Origin of the sequence: Streptomyces sp. DSM 40750, assembly GCF_024612035.1 — a bacterium.
Classification (GTDB): domain Bacteria; phylum Actinomycetota; class Actinomycetes; order Streptomycetales; family Streptomycetaceae; genus Streptomyces.
In genome coordinates, this window is record NZ_CP102513.1 from 8,212,178 (window position 1) to 8,229,484 (window position 17,307).

Consider the following 17,307-nt stretch of genomic DNA (forward strand, 5'->3'; position numbering starts at 1 on the left):
CCGAGGAGGGAGCCACCGATGATTCTGCTCCGTCGCCTGCTTGGTGACGTGCTGCGTCGGCAGCGCCAGCGCCAGGGCCGTACTCTGCGCGAAGTCTCCTCGTCCGCCCGAGTCTCACTCGGCTATCTCTCCGAGGTGGAGCGGGGGCAGAAGGAGGCTTCCTCCGAGCTGCTCTCCGCCATTTGCGACGCGCTGGACGTACGGATGTCCGAGCTCATGCGGGAAGTGAGCGACGAGCTCGCCCTTGCCGAGCTGGCCCAGTCCGCAGCGGCCACCGAGCCGGTGCCAGCACCAGTGCGTCGACCCATGCTCAACTCCGTCTCGGTGGCCGGTGTGCCACCGGAGCGGGTCACGATCAAGGCGCCCGCCGAAGCGGTGGATGTCGTCGCGGCGTGACGGCCGTGTGTGAGGTTCGGCGCGCGCCGATGAAGTAGCGAGACGAAGCGGGAGCCCCGGGCGGGCCTCCAGGGAGACCTGGGGGTGCCGGCCGGGGCTTTTGTGTTGTCCGGGGGCGGAGGCGCGTGCCGGCTCGGGGCGCTGGGGCTCCCGTTTGCCGGGGTGGTGGTGTGCGGTCATGGTGGAGGGGCGGGCTCGGGGGCGTGCGCGCGATTCGTTCGTACGGCTGCATGTAGTCAGATGATCGAACGGTCGTATCAAGAACCGGAGCGTGCTGATGTACGTGGTGAAGAGCCCGCTGTCCGAGGCCGATCTCAAGACCGTCTCCGAGGCGCTGCAAGGTGCGCTGGTCGATCTTGTCGATCTCTCCCTCCTGGCCAAGCAGATCCACTGGAATGTGGTCGGGCCGCGCTTCCGTTCCGTGCACCTTCAGCTGGACGAGGTCGTGGACACCGCCCGGCTGCACTCCGACACGGTCGCCGAACGCGCTTCCACCCTCGGTGTCTCACCGGACGGGCGGGCCGGGACGGTGGCCGCGAGCAGCGGTATCGGCAGGGTTCCCGACGGCTGGGTCAAGGACACGGACGCGGTGGGGACCCTGGTGGACGCGCTCCGCGCGGTGATCACCCGGATGCGGGCGCGGGTGGAGAGCACCGCCGAGGCGGATCCGGTGAGCCAGGACATCTTCATCGGGATCACGGCGGATCTTGAGAAGCACCACTGGATGTTCCAGGCGGAGAACGGGTAGTGCCGCGGCGGACGCGAGCGGTTGCCCGAAGGGTTGTCGGCTTCCCGTGACCGGTGGGGGCGGCGGGGGCGTGGGGAGGGCGGTGTGTGACCGCGGGGCGCATCGGGTGCCCTGCGGGTGCGGTCCTCGTGAGGGGGCCGTGCGTCCCTGTGCCGGTGGTGCGCCCTCTCCGGCCGTGACGAGAACCGTCTAGCGTCGTTCTGGGGGCCGGAGGCCTGGAGGTGGCGGCCATGCGAATAGTCCGCTGGGGGGTGGCTCTGGGATTCGGTGCGCTGTGGTGGTGGGGTGTGCTGCGACTCGCGCTGGTGCCGGATGCCGGCGCGGTGGAGGGGGCGGTCGCGGCCGGGGGGTGGGGGTTGAGTCTCCTGCCTGTGCACTGCGTGCCGAAGGGTCGGGCGGTCGGGCGGTCGGGGGGCGCGTCAGGGGGCGCGGGGGGTGGGCCGGTGCCGGGGAGCGCGGTCACCAGGGCATGGCCACCCCGCCGTTCGGGCGGAGGATCTGGCCCGTGGTGAACGCCGAGGCGTCGGAGGCGAGGTGCAGCACGGCGTGCGCGATGTCGTCGGGCTCCCCGACCCGGCCCAGCGGTGACAGCCGGGCCATGAAGGACTCCGTCCGCGCCTGTGCCTCGCTGTCGTGGCGATCGGTCATGGGCGTACGGATCCAGCCCGGCGCGACCGCGTTGACGCGGATGCCGTGCCGGCCGACCTCCGTCGCCAGGGTCTTCGTCAGCTGGACCACTGCGGCCTTGGTCACGCCGTAGCAGAGCAACCCCGGACCGCCGGTGTCGACGGCGCCGGAGGCCATGGTGACAATGCTGCCCCGCGTCCCGTCGGCGATCATCCGGTGGGCCGCTTCCCGGCAGGCGTGGAGCACGCCTTTGAAGTTGACGTTCCACAGTCGGTCGAGGTCCTCGTCCAGGGTCTCCAGCACCGGGCTGCTGTGCATGATGCCGGCGATCGCCGCCATCACATGGAGCTGTTCGCAGGCGGCCACCGCTTGCGCGAGCTGGGTGCGGTCGGTGACGTCGAGGTGGTGGGTGTGTGCGGTGCCGCTTCTGGCCTTGATCAAGGTCGCCGTCTCGTGCAGGCCCTGTGCGTCGCGGTCCGCGCAGTGCACGGTGGCGCCCGCCTCGGCGAGCAGCGCGGCCGACGCGCGGCCGATACCGCTGCCGGCGCCGGTGACGAACGCGGTGCGGCCGGTGAGGTCGTACGCCGGGATGGGCATGAGGCGACGGTACGAGCGTTTCTGACGGTCCGTCAATTGGGTGTGCGGCGTTGAGAGCGGGGGTTCGGGCGTGCCGCCCGGGGTGTGCCCGGTAGTGGGGCGGGGCCTGTTTGGCAGGTGGGGCACCAGTAGGTGGGGCGTTCGCGGGAGCCGTCGCCCTGGTCGGCCGCGCGGATGGAGGTGTGACAGCGCAGGCAGGGGCGGGGGGCTCGGCCGTACACGAAGAGGTCGTGGTGGCGGTGGCCCGTCGTACTGCGGATCGGGCGGTCGCGGTTGGCTTCGAGGAGCTTCTTCGCGAGGGTGGGCAGCCGGGCGGCCCTGTCCTCGGGGAGGGCGCCGACGGGGAGCCAGGGGGTGACCCGCAGCAGGAAGCAGAGCTCGCTCTTGTAGACATTGCCGATACCGGCGAGGTTGCGCTGGTCCAGGAGCGCCTCGCCGAGGGGGCGGGCGGGGTCGCTCAGGAGGTTGGCGAGGGCCTGGTCGGGGTCCCAGTCCGGGCCGAGCAGGTCGGGGCCGAGGTGACCGACGGTGCGGTGCTCGTCGGTGGTGCGGATCAACTCCAGCACGGGGAGGCGGTAGCCCACGGCCGTGCGGTCGGCGGTGCCGAGGATCGCGCGGATCTGGTGCGCGGGGCCGCCGCTCCAGCGCTCGCCGTTGCGGTACACCTTCCAGGAGCCGTCCATGCGGAGGTGGGAGTGGAGGGTCAGGCCGCCTTCGATGCGGGTGAGGAGATGCTTGCCGCGGGGTGTGACGTCCAGGACGGTGCGACCGGTGAGGTCGGCCGTGGCGTACTTCGGTACGCGTAGGTCGGAGCGGGACAGGACCTTGCCGGCGAGGGCGGTGTGAAGTCGTCTCGCCGTTTGCCAGACGGTGTCACCTTCGGGCATGGGTCAAGGGTGGCATGGGTTGGGGGCTGGTGGCTGGGGCTGAGGGTGCTTCGTGGGCGGCTGGTGGTGGGTGGGGCGCCTGACAGCTCGGGGGTTCGGATGTGGTTGGCGGGTGCGGGTCGTGGGTGGCTGGGCGCGCTGTTCCCCGCGTCCCTTTTCGGGCCGGGAATGGATGGGTTCACGCTCGGATGCGCAGGCCGCGAGGGGTTGCGATGAAGCCTGCTCCTTCCAGGAGGGGGCCGTGGGGGGAAGTGAGGGCGGAGGTGCCGTTCACGCGTTCCACCGTGACCGTGCCGAGGGAGCCCGCGCGGGCCGCCGCGGACAGGGCTTCCGCGGCCGGGCGGAGGCGGGGGTCGTCCATGGGCCTGCCGTCCGGGTCGGCGGGCCAGGCCAGCAGGGTCTTGCCGCCGCGCTCCATGTAGAGGGTCAGTTCACCGTCGACGAGGACTACCAGGGAGCCCGCCTTGCGGCCCGGTTTGTGTCCGGCCTCGGTGGGCGGATCTGGCCAGGGGAGGGCGGCGCCGTAGGCGTTCGCGGGGTCGGCGGCGGCCAGGACGACGGCTCGGGGGGAGGGGGTGGGGCGGGTGCGGTTCGGAGGGCCGCCTCGGCCGTACGGGCTGGGGCGGGTGGGGGAACCGCCTTGGTCGTATGTGCTGCCTCGGCTGTAGGGGTCGCCTTCGTCGTACGAGTCGTGCTCGCCGTGGCTGCCGTCGGGGAAGTCGTCCCAGGGAGTCGGTGACGGAGCCGCAGTCGAGCCGTGGCTGTCGGTGAAGCCGTCCGGGGTGGGGCTCGGCAGGGGCTCGTTTCGTTCGCGGGCGTTGGCCACTGCTCGTAGGCGGTCCACGGCGCCGTCCATCGCGAACTGGGCGGCACCCAGGCCCTCGACCACATAGCCGCGGCGGGCCTGGCCGCTCTCTTCGAAGACGGAGAGGACGCGGTAGGTGGCGGAGAAGCCGCCTTCGACGCCCTCGGCGGCAACGGCGCCGCGGGTCACGACGCCGTGTCGGTCGAGGAGGGTGCGGGCCAGCGCGTGGGCGCGGACAGTGCGGTCGGACTCGTGGGCGGGGAGCAGGGACCAGCGGCCGGCGACCGTGGGCGGGCCCGTACGGGACTGGGGGCGTGCGGCGGCGGTGAGGGAGCCGTACCGGCCGCGCGGGACGGTGCGCTTGGCGCGGTGGGCGGTGGAGCCGGCGGTGCGGCCCGAGCCCAGCAGGGAGCGCATGGGGGCGAGTGTGTCGTTGGTGAGCCGGCCGGACCAGGCCAGGTCCCAGACGGCGTCGGCCAGTTGGGGATCCGTGACGTCGGGATGGGTGGTCGCGCGGACCTGGTCGGCGATCTGACGGAAGAACAGGCCGTAGCCCCCGGAGAGGGTGTCCAGGATCGACTGGTGGAGCGCCGTCAGTTCCAGGGGGTGCGGGGGCGGGAGGAGGAGCGGGGCCGTGTCCGCCAGGTACAGCGAGACCCAGCCGTCCTTGCCGGGGAGGGCTCCGGCGCCCGCCCATACGACTTCGCCGGCCGCGGTGAGTTCGTCGAGCATCGCGGGCGTGTAGGGGGCGACCCGGGACGGCAGGACCAGCTTCTCCAGGGCGGAGGCGGGGACGGAGGCGCCCTGCAGCTGCTCGATCGCGCGCACCAGACCGTCGATGCCGCGCAGCCCGTGGCGGCCGCCCACGTGCTGCCACTGCGGCAGGAACTGCGCGAGGGCGGCGGGTGGCACCGGCTCCAGCTCGTGCCGCAGGGCTGCCAGGGAGCGGCGGCGCAGACGGCGCAGCACGGCCGCGTCGCACCACTCCTGGCCGATGCCCGCCGGGTGGAACTCGCCCTGGACGACACGACCGTTCGCCGCCAGGCGATGGAGTGCCCCGTCCGTGACGGCCACGCCGAGACCGAAGCGCGCGGCGGCCGTGGCCGAGGTGAACGGGCCGTGGGTGCGCGCGTACCGGGCGAGGAGATCGCCGAGGGGGTCCTTGACCGGCTCGGTGAAGGCCTCCGGGACGCCGACCGGCAGAGCCGTACCGAGTGCGTCGCGCAGGCGGCCCGCGTCCTCGATCGCCGCCCAGTGGTCGGTGCCGGCGATCCGGACCCGGATGGCGCGGCGGGCCCCGGCCAGCTCCCGCGCCCACTGCGGCTCGGCGCCGCGCTCGGCCAACTCGGAGTCCGTGAGCGGCCCGAGCATGCGGAGCAGGTCGGCGACGCCTTCGGCGTCCTTGACGCGGCGGTCCTCGGTGAGCCACCGGAGCTCCCGCTCCAGCTCGACCAGCACCTCGGCGTCGAGCAGCTCGCGCAGCTCCGCCTGGCCCAGCAGCTCCGCGAGCAGCCGGGAGTCCAGCGACAGGGCAGCGGCTCGGCGCTCGGCGAGCGGGGAGTCGCCCTCGTACAGGAACTGGGCGACGTAACCGAAGAGGAGGGAGCGGGCGAAGGGGGAGGGTTCCGGCGTGGTGACCTCGACGAGGCGGACCTTGCGGGACTCGATGTCGCCCATCAGCTCGGTGAGGCCGGGGACGTCGAAGACGTCCTGGAGGCATTCGCGGACCGCCTCCAGGACGATCGGGAACGAGCCGAACTCGCTGGCGACCTGGAGCAGTTGAGCCGCGCGCTGGCGCTGCTGCCACAGCGGTGTGCGCTTGCCGGGGCTGCGGCGGGGCAGCAGGAGCGCACGGGCGGCGCACTCGCGGAAGCGGGACGCGAAGAGCGCCGAGCCGCCCACCTGATCGGTGACGATCTGGTCGACCTCGGCCTTGTCGAAGGCGACGTCCGCCGCGCCGAGCGGGGCCTGCTCGGCGTCGTACTCCGTGCCCGCCTTCATGGGCTCCATGTCGAGCAGGTCCAGGCCCATCAGATCGGCGTCGGGCAGGCGGAGCACGATGCCGTCGTCGGCGTGCATGACCTGGGCGTCCATGCCGTAGCGCTCGGAGAGCTTCGCGCCGAGGGCGAGGGCCCAGGGGGCGTGGACCTGGGCGCCGAAGGGGGAATGGACGACGACCCGCCAGTCGCCCAGCTCGTCGCGGAAGCGTTCGACGACGATCGTGCGGTCGTCGGGGACGTGGCCGCAGGCCTCGCGCTGTTCGGTGAGGTAGGAGAGCACATTGTCCGCGGCCCAGGCATCGAGGCCGGCGGTCAGCAGGCGCAGCCGGGCGTCCTCCTGGGACAGGGAGCCCACCTCGCGCAGGAACGCGCCGACCGCACGGCCCAGTTCGAGCGGACGGCCGAGCTGGTCGCCCTTCCAGAAGGGCAGACGGCCCGGGACGCCCGGGGCGGGGGAGACCAGCACCCGGTCGCGCGTGATGTCCTCGATGCGCCAGGAACTGGTGCCGAGGGTGAAGACGTCCCCGACCCGGGACTCGTACACCATCTCCTCGTCGAGCTCGCCGACCCGGCCGCCGCCCTTCTTGGGGTCGGCGCCCGCGAGGAAGACCCCGAAGAGGCCGCGGTCGGGGATTGTGCCCCCGGAGGTCACCGCGAGGCGCTGGGCGCCCGGGCGCCCCGTGATCGTGCCGGCGACCCGGTCCCACACCACGCGCGGGCGCAGCTCCGCGAACGCGTCGGACGGATAGCGGCCCGCGAGCATGTCGAGGACGGCCGTGAACGCGGACTCGGGGAGCGCGGCGAACGGCGCGGCGCGGCGGACGGTGGCGAGGAGATCGTCGAACTGCCAGGTGTCCATCGAGGTCATGGCGACGACCTGCTGCGCCAGAACGTCCAGCGGATTGCCGGGGACCCTCAGAGACTCGATGGAGCCGCTGCGCATCCGCTCGGTGACCACGGCCGACTGGACCAGGTCGCCGCGGTACTTGGGGAAGACCACACCCGTGGAGACCGCTCCCACCTGGTGTCCCGCGCGGCCCACGCGCTGCAGGCCGGAGGCGACCGAGGGCGGCGACTCCACCTGGACGACGAGGTCCACCGCGCCCATGTCGATGCCCAGTTCGAGGCTGGAGGTGGCGACCACGGCCGGCAGTCGGCCCGCCTTCAGGTCCTCCTCGACCAGGGCGCGCTGCTCCTTGGAGACCGACCCGTGGTGGGCCCGGGCGAGGACCGGGGGCGCGCCCTGGGCCGCGCCCGAGCCGCCCATCAGCTCGGCCGGGGCGTGATGCTCGTCAAGGGACTCACCGGTGGCCCGCTCGTACGCGATCTCGTTGAGCCGGTTGCACAGCCGCTCCGCGAGGCGACGGGAGTTGGCGAACACGATCGTGGAGCGGTGGGCCTGGACGAGGTCGGCGATGCGCTCCTCGACGTGCGGCCAGATCGACGGACGTTCCGCGCCCTCGTTGCCGTCGGCGACCGGGGAGCCGCCCAACTCGCCCAGATCCTCCACCGGCACGACCACCGAGAGGTCGAACTCCTTGCCGGACGGCGGCTGGACGATCTCCACCCTGCGGCGCGGCGAGAGGTAGCGCGCGACCTCGTCGACGGGACGCACGGTGGCGGACAGACCGATACGGCGCGCGGGCCTGGGCAGCAGCTCGTCCAGCCGCTCCAGGGAGAGCGCCAGGTGGGCGCCGCGCTTGGTGCCCGCGACCGCGTGCACCTCGTCCAGGATCACTGTCTCCACGCCCGTGAGCGCGTCGCGCGTGGCCGACGTCAGCATCAGGAACAGCGACTCGGGGGTGGTGATCAGGATGTCCGGCGGGCGCGTGGACAGGGCCCGGCGCTCGGCGGCCGGGGTGTCGCCGGAGCGGATGCCCACCTTCACCTCGGGCTCGGGCAGGCCCAGGCGCACCGACTCGTGACGGATACCGGTCAGCGGACTGCGCAGGTTCCGCTCCACGTCCACCGCGAGGGCCTTCAGCGGTGACACATACAGCACCCGGCAGCGCTTCCTCGGGTCGGCCGGGGGCGGGCTCGACGCCAGCTGGTCCAGCGCGGCGAGGAACGCGGCCAGCGTCTTGCCCGACCCGGTCGGGGCGACCACCAGCACGTCCGAGCCCTCGCCGATCGCCCGCCACGCCCCGGCCTGGGCCGCGGTGGGCGCGGAGAAGGCCCCCGTGAACCAGGCGCGGGTCGCGGGGGAGAAGCCGTCGAGGGCTCGATCTGCGGAGCTGACCATGCCCCCATCCTGCACCCACCCACTGACAAGGGCCCTGACCTGCGGAAAGGCGTCGGGTGGGCGAGGACGGGCGAACTGCGCCGCTTCCGGCTGATACCGGTGCGGGCCGTTGGGGCTCTGCCGCCATCACCCGTACGGCGCACGACGCAGAGGGGGCATGGCGGGTTCGGGGGAGCGGGCGAGGCACTGACAGTACGCGGAGTTGCCCGGTGTCGACCGCGTAGGCCGCCCCGGCAGTCCTCTGGGCCGAGGGGCGGCGAAGGGCCGACAACCGGCCGGACGGTGGACAGGGGGAGTCCCGATGAACGCCTGGATCGGGATCCTCGCGACCGACGTCGGCTGCTACGCCGCCAAGCTCATCGGCCTGCTTTGTCCCCGACGGCGCCCTGGAACGGCCGCTCGTCCAGCGCCTCGCCGCCCTGTTGCCGGTGGCCCTTCTCGCCGCCCTCACGGCCCAGCAGACGTTCGCCGGCAGGACATGACCGGGTGTGCTGGACGCGAGGGCCGTGGGGCTCGCCGCAGTCGCCGTCGCGCTGCTCCTGTGCGCCCCCTTCCTGCTCGTCGTGGCCGCGGCGGTGATCGTGACGGCGGGGGTGCGGGCGGTGACGGGCTGACGCGGCTGGTGGCGGCACGCGCACGTGGACCGTATTCGTCCGGCACGCGCGCATGCACCCGTACTCGTCGGCACACACGCGCGTGGACCCTGTTTGGGCGGCACGCACGCGTGGCGGCCCTCTCGCCGAACCCCAACCCCTCAGCCGATCGACCGCCCATACGCCCGCAGCGTCCGCAGCGCCTCGATCGTCACGATCGGGCGGCTCTCCATGGCGGTGCTCGGGGCCCACTGCCGCCAGCGGATGGGCCAACCGCCGTCCTCTGCCTGCTCGTTCGCCAGGAAGTCGAGGGAGCGGGCCATCTCCTCGTCGGTGAACCACGCGCGCGCGAGCGACTCCGGAGTGCGCGCGAAGTCGTGCGGGTAGTGGTGCTCGCCCGGTGCGTAACCGGCGGACACCGGGTAGTCGTTCGGCCGCGCCGGATCCAGCGTGGCGAGCCGGTGCTCACGCACCAGGCGGCCGAGCCGGTCGGCGGCCGCCTGGGCGCGCGGGCGATCGGGCACGGACTCCAGGAACGCCACCGCGGCGTGGACCTCGTAGGGGTGCGACTTCTCCAGGGACTCGATCGCCTGCCAGCAGAAGTCGGTGGCGCGGAACAGCCACGCGTGCCACACCTGGTTGCGGTGCAAGAGGCCCACCACGGGCCCGGTGGCCAGCAGATCACTGGGCGGGTCGTCGACGATCGGCACGAACGGGGCCGCCGGGTAGCCGCGCTGGCTGGGGTGCACCGCCGGAAGGGCGCCGTCCGGGGTCGACACCGAGGTCAGATAGCGGCACACGCGCTCCACCCGCTGCCCGCCGCAGCGCCCGATCGAGTCCAGGACACGCAACGCGTGCCCGGTGTGCAGCGGCTGGCTCACCGGCCCGCGCAGATCGGGTTCGAGCGCGTGGCCGTACCCCTCGTCGGCGTTGCGGTAGGCGGCCAGCGCGGTCTCCACCGCGTCGGCGCTCCCGTCCAGGAAGTGGTACGCGAAGCGGCGCTGCTCCAGCACGCGTGCGGTCAGCCAGACGAACTGCTCGGCGCGGGCGAGCGGGGTGTGCGCAGGGGACGACGAGGGGAGTGGGGATGCTCCGGTTTCGGCCATGGGTCCGACCGTAGGGCGGAAAGCGGTATCGGCAAGCCGTCCCGGCCAGGCCCACCCCCTGGGGCGGGATACTGGACTCATGCGGTTGACGGTCTTCTGGCAGCGGATGGCGGATCACTTCGGTGAGGGCTACGCCGACACCTTCGCGCGCGATCACGTGATGTCCGGCCTCGGCGGGCGCACGGTCCACCAGGCGCTGGACGCCGGCTGGGAGGCCAAGGACGTGTGGCGCGTGGTGTGCACGACCATGGGTGTTCCAGCCGAAAACCGCTGAAAATCCACGTACTTCACCAGGTGGCCGCCGGTCGTTGGACCGGAGGATCCGGGGGCGGCGACTGATTGTCGGCGGCGTGGGCGAGACTTGGTCCGTGGCCCCCACAGACGAGACCGCGCAGTTCGAGCACCAGTCATCCCCGTTCGGCACGACACCGCCCACCCGGCCCCCGGCCGGTCCGGAGCCCGGTGCCGCGTCGAGCGGCCGCATGCCCCGCTGGCTGCCGCGCGCGATGGTGCTGGCGCTCTCCCTTGTCGCCGTCTTCCAGCTGGGCAGCTGGGCGTTCCACCAGCTCATCGGGCTGCTGATCAACATCCTCATCGCGTTCTTCCTCGCGCTCGCGATCGAGCCCGCAGTGAGCTGGATGGCCTCCAAGGGCCTGCGCAGGGGCTTCGCCACCTTCCTGGTCTTCATGATCACGCTGATCGGGGCCGCCGGATTCGTCACCCTGCTCGGCTCGATGCTCGCCGGTCAGATCATCAAGATGGTCGAGGACTTCCCGGCGTACCTCGACTCCGTCATCAGCTGGATCAACAGCAGTTTCCACACCGAGCTCAAACGCGTCGACATCCAGGAGGGGCTGCTCCGCTCCGACTGGCTGCAGAAGTACGTGCAGAACAGCGCCACGGGCGTCCTCGATGTCTCGGCACAGGTCCTGGGCGGCCTCTTCCAGCTGTTGACGATCGCGCTGTTCTCGTTCTACTTCGCCGCCGACGGCCCACGGCTGCGGCGCGCGCTGTGCTCCGTGCTGCCGCCCGCCAGGCAGGCCGAGGTTCTGCGCGCGTGGGAGATCGCAGTCGACAAGACCGGCGGCTATCTGTACTCACGCGGTCTGATGGCGCTGATCTCCGGCGCGGCGCACTATGTCCTGCTGGAGTACCTCGACGTGCCCTACGCGCCCGCGCTCGCGGTCTGGGTCGGTCTGGTCTCGCAGTTCATCCCCACCATCGGCACCTATCTCGCGGGTGCCCTGCCGATGCTGATCGCCTTCACGGTCAACCCCTGGTATGCGCTGTGGGTCCTCGTCTTCGTGGTGATCTACCAGCAGTTCGAGAACTATGTGCTGCAGCCCAAGCTGACCTCGAAGACCGTGGACATCCACCCGGCCGTCGCCTTCGGTTCGGTCGTCGCGGGCACCGCGCTCCTCGGCGCCGTCGGCGCGCTCATCGCCATCCCCGCCATCGCCACCCTGCAGGCCTTCCTCGGGGCGTACGTGAAGCGGTACGACGTCACGGACGACCCCCGGGTGCACGGGCACCGCAGGCGCGGCTCGGGCAACCTCCTCGCCCGCCTGCGGAAGCGGCCGCACCAGGCCCGGGAGGAGGATGGGACCGACGGCGACGTTCTCATACGCGTGCGCAAGCGGCTGGAGGAGAAGCTGGACCAGAAGCGGGGCACGAGGCAGTCGGCGGACGACTCCGCGAACACCCGGCGGGACGACGACACCCCGCGCCGGGACACGGAGTCCCCGGGCGGGGACACAGAGGCTCTGGGCGGGCCCGGGTCCGAGGATGGCGGCAGGCCCGAGGGCGGCACCCCGTAGGGCGGCTGTCGCCGTAGCCCTCCACCCGGTGCCGAGCCCCGGCATTCGGGTGCGGTCTCCGCGTGAACCCGCTCTTCCGGAAGTCCTCCGAGGGCCACGTGGTGCGCTTGACACCAAAATCGAACATCCATTCTTATGGAGGCTCCGGCGAGGGTCTCGGCGGGAGTTCGACATGGTTTTCGTACGGAAGTGCCCGAGTTATCCACAGGCCGGGCGGACATCGGGGCCCATTGTCAGTGGCAGGCGTTAGCGTCTTTCACGTGAAGCGATCGACTCAAGCAAATCGGGTGGAACCCATGGCAGGAACCGACCGCGAGAAGGCGCTCGACGCCGCGCTCGCACAGATTGAACGACAGTTCGGCAAGGGCGCGGTGATGCGCCTCGGCGAGCGGCCGAACGAGCCCATCGAGGTCATCCCCACCGGGTCGACCGCACTCGACGTCGCCCTCGGTGTCGGCGGCCTGCCGCGCGGCCGAGTGGTGGAGGTGTACGGCCCGGAGTCCTCCGGCAAGACGACCCTGACTCTGCACGCGGTGGCGAACGCGCAGAAGGCCGGCGGCCAGGTGGCCTTCGTGGACGCCGAGCACGCCCTCGACCCCGAGTACGCGAAGAAGCTCGGCGTCGACATCGACAACCTGATCCTGTCCCAGCCGGACAACGGCGAGCAGGCCCTGGAGATCGTGGACATGCTGGTCCGCTCCGGCGCCCTCGACCTCATCGTCATCGACTCCGTCGCCGCACTCGTCCCGCGCGCCGAGATCGAGGGCGAGATGGGCGACAGCCACGTGGGTCTGCAGGCCCGCCTGATGAGCCAGGCCCTGCGGAAGATCACCAGCGCGCTCAACCAGTCCAAGACCACCGCCATCTTCATCAACCAGCTCCGCGAGAAGATCGGCGTGATGTTCGGCTCCCCGGAGACCACGACCGGTGGCCGCGCGCTGAAGTTCTACGCCTCGGTGCGACTCGACATCCGACGCATCGAGACACTGAAGGACGGCACCGACGCGGTCGGCAACCGCACCCGCGTCAAGGTCGTCAAGAACAAGGTCGCGCCGCCCTTCAAGCAGGCCGAGTTCGACATCCTCTACGGGCAGGGCATCAGCCGCGAGGGCGGTCTGATCGACATGGGTGTGGAGAACGGCTTCGTCCGTAAGGCCGGTGCCTGGTACACGTATGAAGGTGACCAGCTCGGCCAGGGCAAGGAGAACGCCCGCAACTTCCTGAAGGACAACCCCGACCTCGCCAACGAGATCGAGAAGAAGATCAAGGAGAAGCTGGGCGTCGGCGTCCGGCCCGAGGAGCCCACCGCCGAGCCGGGCACGGACGCGGCGGTCTCGGCCACGGACGACGCCGCGAAGACGGTGCCCGCCCCGGCTGCCAAGACCACCAAGACCAAGGCCGCGACGGCGAAGAGCTAGTCCGTGACACGCAGAACGGACTGGGGCGAGTACGCATACCCCAGTGCCCCCGAGAGCCGGGGGCGTGGGGGCACCGGCGGGGGTACCGGTGGATCCGCCGCGAGCGGGTACGGGTTCGGACCGCACGACGACTCGTCGTCGTACGGCCCGGACGGACCCCATGACGGCGAGTCCCACGACGGCGAGTCGTACGACGGTGACGGCGTTGCCGGTCGCCGGGAGGACGGCTCGCGCTCCGGTGCGGGCTCGGCCGTCGGCACCCGTCGACGCGGCGGCGGCGCCTCGCGCGGCACGGGCGGCGACGCGCGTGGCAGGCGCGGCGGCCGAGGTGGTCGACGGCGTGGCTTCGGAGACTCGGGCGACGGCCCGGACGACGAGGGTCCGCAGGACGGGGGTTCGTCTTTCTCGTCGAGGGCCGAGAAAGGGGAGTCCTCAGGGGACCCGGCTGAGCGGGCGCGCGCGATCTGCCTGCGCCTGCTCACCGGGACCCCGCGCACCCGCAAGCAGCTCGCGGACGCCCTGCACAAGCGAGAGATCCCCGAGGACGTGGCGGACGAGGTGCTGTCACGGTTCGAGGAGGTCGGACTGATCAACGACAGCGCGTTCGCGGACGCCTGGGTGGAGTCCCGGCACCACGGCCGAGGCCTGGCCCGGCGAGCCCTGGCCCAGGAGCTGCGTACCAAGGGCGTCGACTCGGCGCTGATCGACGAGGCCGTCTCCCAGCTCGACTCCGAACAGGAGGAGACCACCGCGCGCGAGCTCGTCGTCCGCAAGCTGCGCTCCACCCGAGGCCTCGACCGCGACAGACGCCTCCGCCGTCTCGCCGGCATGCTCGCCCGCAAGGGATACCCCGAGGGCATGGCCCTCCGGGTGGTCCGACAGGCGCTGGAGGACGAGGGGGAGGACACGGAGGGGCTGGAGGACGCGGGGTACTGAGCGGGGGGCTGGGCCGGACGGCGCCCTCTATGCGGCGGTCACCGGGAGCCCAGCCGTGTGCCGAGCCCTTCGGGCCGTGCGCGTCATGCGCTCACTGCCAGTCTTCCGGGCGCTCGACGTGCTCCAGACGCAGCACATGTCCCGTTCGGCTGTAGCGGCGGATGCGGGGCAGGGGCGGGTAGTAGGCGTGGACGGAGATCGCGTGCTCCTCGGTGGACTCGTTCAGCACCTCGTGCACGTGGTGGCGTCCGAAGGAGCGGCCCTTGCCTGCGGACAGCTGCCGCTCGCGGTCGACGCCTTCGGTGAGTTCGAGGGTCTTCCAACCGTCGGTGGGCAGCCGGGCGGCAAGCGAGTACTCCTTGAGTTCGCCCGCGGCGGTGACGAAGGCGCCCACCGAGTCGGCGTGGTCGTGCCAGCCGGTCCCGGTGCCGGGAGGCCAGCCGATGAGCCAGGCCTCGCTGCCGCCGGGGCCTTCGAGCCGCACCCAGGTGCGGCCCTCGGGGTCGAGCGGGAGCGAGGCGATCAGCGCGGCGTCGGCGGCCGTCCGGCGCGCGAAGTCGAGCAGTTCCGCCTGAGTGGGGCCGGAGACGGCCGGCGCGGAGATGGAAGGAGCAGTGGGAGACACAGACACGGATACCGTCCTGAGGTGCGTTCGCGTGGGGGCGCGCGGCGCAAACAGAGGCGGCGCGCAAGTGAAGGGAGAAGCGAATTCAGCAGGACGGACGACACACGCAGCCCGCATAGCGGACGAGGTCCATATGGACCCTCCGCCACAGGCGCGTAGAGGTGTCGATCACGGACCGGAGTACACCATGACAGCGCGGAGCGGTCAACCGGCCGTCACTATGTGGACATACAGTGACGGCCAGTCCGGAGAATTCGGGTCTTTCACCGCGAATTCGCGGCCGCGCCGGTGGTCTCGGCCTGTTGCTTCGCGCCGCCCAGCGTCGTCTCCGCCGCCGTGTACAGCTCGGCGGGGCGTACGCCGGTCAGGGCGGTGACGAGGTGGCCGTCGGGGCGGATGAGGAGGACGGTGTGGGCGGCGGCGCCCGGGTAGCTCTCGGCGACGAGTAGTTCGGCGGGGCGCGGGAGGGCGGCGACGGCGGCGGCGAGACGGGGCATGAGGCCGGCGCTCATCCAGTGCTTGCGCTCCCACACGCCGGTGCCCGGTGCGACCAGCACCACCAGCAGCGCCCCGCGCCCGAGGCGGTCCCGCAGGGGTACGAAGGAGCCGTCCTCGGCGGTCACCTCTACATCGACGACCTGGGAGCCCCGTGGTGTGTCGACAGGAGTTTCGGAGGCGGCGGGCGGAGGCATGAGCGGCGAGTCGGCGTACGCCCCCGGCGCACCCAGGGCCCCGCGCCCCAAGTGGCCGTCCGCGAGCAACGCGTCATGGCCCCGGGCCGAGCCGGGGACGTACGAGCGCAGGCCCTTGCCGCCGCGCAGCAGGGGCAGCACCTGGTCGGCGGCGCGCAGCCGGGCGGCGACGACCGCGCGCCGCTCCGCCTGGTAGCTGTCGAGCAGCGCCTCGTGCGGGCCGTGGTGCCAGGCCAGGGCCAGTTTCCAGGCGAGGTTGTCGGCGTCCCGCAGCCCCTCGTCGAGACCCTGGGTCCCCAGTGCCCCGAGCAGGTGCGCGGCGTCCCCGGCGAGGAAGACCCGGCCGACCCGCCACCGTCGGGCGAGCCGGTGGTGCACGGTGTGGACGCCGGTGTCCAGCAGGTCGTACGGCGGTGTGGAGCCGCCCGCCCAGCCGGCGAGGGTTTCGCGGACGCGGGCCACGAGGAGTTCGGGTGTGACGAGGTCCTTGCCCGGCGGCAGCAGCCAGTCCAGACGCCAGACGCCCTCGTCGAGCGGCCGTGCGGTGATCTCCCCGCCGGACGGACCCGAGGTACGCCACGGCGGCATGCGGTGCAGCAACGCTTCGCCTCGCCAGGGAAGTTCCGCGCGGAGCGCCGCCACCGCGTGCCGCTCCACCGCCGTACGACCGGGGAAGCGGATGTCCTGGAGCTTGCGGACCGTCGAGCGCGGCCCGTCGCAGCCCACCAGATAACTCCCGCGCCACCAGGTGCTCTTGGGGCCACGGGTGTGGGCCGTGACGCCCGACGTCTCCTGCTCGACGGCGTCGAGCCGGCTCTCCACGGCGACCTTGACGAGCCGTTCGCCGGCGATGGCGTCGCGCAGGGCGGCGGTCAGGACATGCTGGGCGATGTGGAGCGGGGGGAGGTCCGCGGAGCCCTCGACGACGTCCTCGGGGCCGGTGCGGGCACCCTTTGAGCCTTCCCGGGGCGGGACCGCCTCGTCGTCGACGTCGGTTTCCCCGAACCGGACCTGACGCATCACCTGCTTGCGCCGCATCGACCGCCATCCGGCCCAGCGGTAGCCGGCCTGCGTGAGCGGGACGCCGGACAACCGTTCCAGCAGCGCGGCCGTGTCGTCGTGCAGGACGACCGTCCGAGCGAGCCGCTGCTCGTCCTTCCCCGGCCCCTCGTCCAGGACCACGGACGGCACCTCCTGGCGCGCCAGCGCAAGGGCGAGCGTGAGCCCCACGGGCCCCGCTCCCACGATGATCACCGGGTCCACGGCGCGGCGCTCCCTGCCCGACGTGACGTCCGGGCGGACGTGGGTGAACAGGAAGATGGAGCAGGGTGCACGATCACAGAACGTATGCAACCCATTGCCGGTGCTTGCGTCAAGCGACGGAGGGCAGTGGCGGTCGGGCCGCTGTCTCCGAGGTTCACCAGTACGTACACCGCGATGCTTGCTGTCGCGCCGTGTGCGAGCTATGCCACGCGAGCGGCGTGAAACACGAGTGGGGCGCCCAGCTTCGAGTGTATGGCCCGGACATGGCCCTTCACCGTCTGTGGGCTGATGACGAGGCTACGCCCGCTTTCTGGGTTAACCCCGATCATTCAGCGGAATGGGGCGAGCTGCCGCACTGGCAGCAGAAAGGTACCGATGACCTGCGAGGATGCGGTGAGGACAGCATGCGCGAGCATCGCGGAGTGACCCAGCGGTGCCGAGACGTGCGGCGTCGGGCCGAGCCACGGACACCGCGTCGGCGGCCTGCTTCACTCGGCGAGCGGCCCGCAGAAACGGACCGGTGGCAAACCCGGACCGCGCTGCGGGCCGACTCAA

14 protein-coding genes and 1 pseudogene are annotated in these 17,307 nt (G+C 72.0%); 8 read left to right on the top strand and 7 right to left on the bottom strand.

Annotation, left to right across the window (positions count from 1 at the left end; translation table 11 throughout):
- Window positions 1-18 precede the first annotated feature (18 nt).
- The 3 genes from JIX55_RS36575 to JIX55_RS36585 all read left to right on the top strand — a co-directional run bounded on the left by JIX55_RS36575 (window position 19) and on the right by JIX55_RS36585 (window position 1,656).
- The gene (locus tag JIX55_RS36575) at window positions 19-396 is read left to right on the top strand and encodes a helix-turn-helix domain-containing protein (protein ID WP_005481441.1); all 378 of its coding nucleotides are present in this window, start codon (window positions 19-21) and stop codon (window positions 394-396) included.
- Between the two features lie 277 nt (window positions 397-673).
- Entirely contained in the window at window positions 674-1,144 is a 471-nt protein-coding gene (locus JIX55_RS36580) for a Dps family protein (RefSeq protein ID WP_257569603.1), read from the top strand.
- Between the two features lie 230 nt (window positions 1,145-1,374).
- Window positions 1,375-1,656: a hypothetical protein gene (locus JIX55_RS36585; protein ID WP_257567495.1), complete on the top strand. Its 282-nt coding sequence runs from the start codon at window positions 1,375-1,377 to the stop codon at window positions 1,654-1,656.
- On the opposite strand, the gene JIX55_RS36590 is transcribed toward JIX55_RS36585, so the two are convergent.
- The 3 genes from JIX55_RS36590 to JIX55_RS36600 form a co-directional block, all read right to left on the bottom strand.
- Window positions 1,604-2,368 carry an SDR family NAD(P)-dependent oxidoreductase gene (locus JIX55_RS36590; protein WP_257567496.1) on the bottom strand — a complete coding sequence of 255 codons (765 nt, stop codon included), beginning with the start codon at window positions 2,366-2,368 and terminating at the stop codon, window positions 1,604-1,606. The two genes, JIX55_RS36585 and JIX55_RS36590, sit on opposite strands and share 53 nt — an antisense overlap.
- Before the next feature lie 32 nt (window positions 2,369-2,400).
- Window positions 2,401-3,255: an Fpg/Nei family DNA glycosylase gene (locus JIX55_RS36595; protein ID WP_257567497.1), complete on the bottom strand. Its 855-nt coding sequence runs from the start codon at window positions 3,253-3,255 to the stop codon at window positions 2,401-2,403.
- Window positions 3,256-3,433: 178 nt separating this feature from the next.
- Window positions 3,434-8,302, bottom strand: coding sequence for an ATP-dependent helicase (locus JIX55_RS36600; protein WP_257567498.1), 4,869 nt, complete (start codon window positions 8,300-8,302; stop codon window positions 3,434-3,436).
- Between the two features lie 301 nt (window positions 8,303-8,603).
- Here JIX55_RS36600 and JIX55_RS36605 point away from each other — a divergent pair.
- Window positions 8,604-8,916, top strand: a pseudogene (locus tag JIX55_RS36605) (AzlD domain-containing protein).
- A 140-nt stretch (window positions 8,917-9,056) separates the two neighbouring features.
- Here JIX55_RS36605 and JIX55_RS36610 read toward each other — a convergent pair.
- The gene (locus JIX55_RS36610; RefSeq protein ID WP_257567499.1) at window positions 9,057-10,001 is read right to left on the bottom strand and encodes a hypothetical protein; all 945 of its coding nucleotides are present in this window, start codon (window positions 9,999-10,001) and stop codon (window positions 9,057-9,059) included.
- A gap of 79 nt (window positions 10,002-10,080) precedes the next feature.
- On the opposite strand from JIX55_RS36610, the gene JIX55_RS36615 reads away from it, so the two are divergent.
- From JIX55_RS36615 to recX, 4 genes are all read left to right on the top strand, one after another.
- Window positions 10,081-10,275, top strand: a complete 195-nt coding sequence (locus JIX55_RS36615) for a DUF3046 domain-containing protein (RefSeq protein ID WP_257567500.1) — start codon at window positions 10,081-10,083, stop codon at window positions 10,273-10,275.
- Window positions 10,276-10,369: 94 nt separating this feature from the next.
- Window positions 10,370-11,818, top strand: a complete 1,449-nt coding sequence (locus JIX55_RS36620; protein ID WP_257567501.1) for an AI-2E family transporter — start codon at window positions 10,370-10,372, stop codon at window positions 11,816-11,818.
- Between the two features lie 296 nt (window positions 11,819-12,114).
- Window positions 12,115-13,236 carry a recombinase RecA gene (gene recA, locus JIX55_RS36625; RefSeq protein WP_257567502.1) on the top strand — a complete coding sequence of 374 codons (1,122 nt, stop codon included), beginning with the start codon at window positions 12,115-12,117 and terminating at the stop codon, window positions 13,234-13,236.
- A 3-nt stretch (window positions 13,237-13,239) separates the two neighbouring features.
- Complete coding sequence (gene recX, locus JIX55_RS36630; RefSeq protein WP_257567503.1) at window positions 13,240-14,172, top strand: recombination regulator RecX; 933 nt, start codon at window positions 13,240-13,242, stop codon at window positions 14,170-14,172.
- Window positions 14,173-14,263: 91 nt separating this feature from the next.
- On the opposite strand, the gene JIX55_RS36635 is transcribed toward recX, so the two are convergent.
- The 3 genes from JIX55_RS36635 to JIX55_RS36640 all read right to left on the bottom strand — a co-directional run bounded on the left by JIX55_RS36635 (window position 14,264) and on the right by JIX55_RS36640 (window position 16,752).
- The gene (locus JIX55_RS36635) at window positions 14,264-14,803 is read right to left on the bottom strand and encodes a cysteine dioxygenase (protein ID WP_257567504.1); all 540 of its coding nucleotides are present in this window, start codon (window positions 14,801-14,803) and stop codon (window positions 14,264-14,266) included.
- Window positions 14,804-14,882: 79 nt separating this feature from the next.
- The gene (locus JIX55_RS51570; protein ID WP_309474643.1) at window positions 14,883-14,969 is read right to left on the bottom strand and encodes a putative leader peptide; all 87 of its coding nucleotides are present in this window, start codon (window positions 14,967-14,969) and stop codon (window positions 14,883-14,885) included.
- Window positions 14,970-15,060: 91 nt separating this feature from the next.
- Complete coding sequence (locus JIX55_RS36640) at window positions 15,061-16,752, bottom strand: FAD-dependent monooxygenase (RefSeq protein WP_257567505.1); 1,692 nt, start codon at window positions 16,750-16,752, stop codon at window positions 15,061-15,063.
- Between the last annotated feature and the right edge of the window lie 555 nt (window positions 16,753-17,307).